This window comes from Comamonas testosteroni ATCC 11996 (assembly GCF_000241525.1).
GTDB lineage: Bacteria > Pseudomonadota > Gammaproteobacteria > Burkholderiales > Burkholderiaceae_C > Comamonas > Comamonas testosteroni.
Genome location: NZ_AHIL01000039.1, coordinates 1 through 2179, shown reverse-complemented (window position 1 = coordinate 2179; position 2179 = coordinate 1). Strand labels below are relative to the sequence as shown.

The 2179-nt window shown below is 55.9% G+C and carries 3 protein-coding genes; all 3 read left to right on the top strand.

Annotated features, from left to right (window positions below; genetic code table 11):
- A partial coding sequence (locus CTATCC11996_RS17350) for a copper resistance protein B (protein WP_238532420.1) occupies positions 1–958 on the top strand: 958 nt, incomplete at its 5' end.
- A 110-nt stretch (positions 959–1068) separates the two neighbouring features.
- A complete protein-coding gene (gene copC / locus CTATCC11996_RS17345; protein WP_003078546.1) occupies positions 1069–1455 on the top strand; it encodes a copper homeostasis periplasmic binding protein CopC in 387 nt (128 codons plus the stop codon).
- A gap of 4 nt (positions 1456–1459) precedes the next feature.
- On the top strand, positions 1460–2179 hold a 720-nt coding region (gene copD, locus CTATCC11996_RS17340), incomplete at its 3' end, for a copper homeostasis membrane protein CopD (RefSeq protein ID WP_003078544.1).

The window sequence follows — 2179 nt, the reverse complement described above, 5'->3', positions numbered from 1 at the left end:
CCCTATTCGTGCATTGTCCACTGCGCTCCTCGCTCTGGTGAGTATTGCGGCCCAGGCGCAAAGCGACCATTCATCGCATGGCCAAGCGAATATGCAAATGGAAGCACCGGCAAGCCCTGCCACAACTGCAGCTGATCCACATGCAGGTCATGGTGCTATGACTGGCAGCGCTGCAAGCGGCCCTGCGATGGATCACGGCAGCATGCAGATGCAAGGGGGATCCGCACCTCCAGATGCTCGCGACCCACATGGGTATTCCAATGGGTTGACCTTGGGATCGGGCGATTACGCGGTGCCTGGCGTCCCGCGCTTGATGCTTGCGGACGAGCATACCTTTGCCTCGCTGCGTGGTGAGACCCTGGAACGCCGTTTTTCACGCAGAGGTGATGATTCAACGGCCTATGACTTGCAAGCATGGTACGGGACCTCATACAACAAAGCTGTCTTGAAGGCAGAAGGTGACGTCGCCAAAGGAAAGCTCGAAGAGTCTCGCACCGAACTGCTTTGGAGCCGTGCTGCCACAACCTATTGGGATACACAGTTGGGTCTGCGCTTAGACAACGGCGTGGGACCTAGCCGTCAATGGCTGGCATTTGGTGTGCAGGGCCTGGCCCCTTACTGGTTCGAGCTGGAGGCCACAGCCTATGTTGGCAGTGGCGGCAGAACTGCGCTTCGCCTAAATGCAAGCTACGAACTATTGCTGACTCAGCGCCTGATCCTTGAGCCAAGAGCTGAAATGCAGTTTTACGGCAAGGATGATCCAGAGCGGCATATCGGCAAGGGCCTAGCCGAAGCATCTGCGGGCCTGCGACTGCGCTACGAGTTCAGCCGTCAGTTCGCTCCATATATCGGAGTGGAACGTGCGGGAAGTTTCGGGCGAACCGCTGATCTCGTTCGTGCCGACGGTGGCCGTGCTCAGCAAACACGTTGGGTGGCCGGTGTCCGCTTCTGGTTCTAGCCAGACCAATGTCCCCTTCCTAGTTGGCGCGTCCTTGGGAGCGCCAACTCTACAGACCTAGATTCGACATCTGTTTTCAAACCACCATCACACTTAGATAGGAGTCTCTCATGAACCGCTCAAACCTGGTCGCTAAGTTCATCGCGCCAATTGCCGCAACACTGTTCGCTTCCGCAGCATTTGCACATCCTTCGTTAGTTTCCTCCTCTCCTGCGGATAAGTCGCAGGTCGCGGCACCTGCCACGATTGAGTTGAAGTTCTCGGAAACGCTGGTTCCTCAGTTCTCGGCAGCGAACTTGATCATGACGGGGATGCCCGGAATGCCGAACCACGGCGCAATGAAGGTCAGCGCAAGCGTCTCTGGCGCTAGCGATGGCAAAACCATGGTCATTACTCCCGCTCAGACGCTTCAACCCGGTGCCTATCGCGTGGATTGGCGTGCAGTGTCGTCAGACACACACCCTATCAATGGCAACGTCACATTCCAGGTGAAGTAAGCAAATGGCCGAGGATTGGTTCACCATCGTATTGCGCCTTGCGCTGTATCTGGACATGGCTGCAGGTTTTGGCGTCGCCATGTTCAGCGTCTATGCCCTTGGCCACGACGAGCGATCCTTGGCAATTGCGCGTCGCTATCGCGTTTGCGTTGGTGTATGTGCAGTAATCGGGATTGGACTGTCAGTGATTGGCATGACAGTCCTTGCCAAGGCCATGTCCGGTGCGCAAACTTACTCCGAGTTGTCAACGCATATCTTCGAGATGCTCATCACCGGCACTCACATGGGCCTTGCTTGGTGCATTCGTATTCTTGCGCTAGCGCTTTGCATCTTGATTGCCCTAGTGAAGTTCAATCCAACGTTTCGCTTCGTTGCCATGTCCGTATCTAGCGGTGTAGCGCTGGCGACACTGGCCTGGGCTGGTCATGGAGCGATGGACGACGGAATGCGTGGATACATCCACCTTGCTTCAGACATCTCCCACCTCTGGGCAGCAGGTGCATGGGTCGGCGCGTTGCTTGCTTTTTTGATCTTAGCCACAAGTAGGGCAAATGCGACACAGGACACCGTAGCCATATTGAGCCGCACATCAAACGGCTTTGCCCATGTCGGAACTCTGATCGTTTTCGTTCTTGCAGCCAGTGGCGTAGTCAACTATGTATTGATCGCAGGGCCTTCGCTTGATCCGCTTGTTTCAACACTCTATGGTCAGTTGCTGCTAGGT

What these genes read in the sequence shown, in the direction of transcription:
- copC (WP_003078546.1), top strand. Translation starts at nt 1,069, where the DNA reads ATGAACCGCTCAAACCTGGTCGCTAAGTTCATCGCGCCAATTGCCGCA.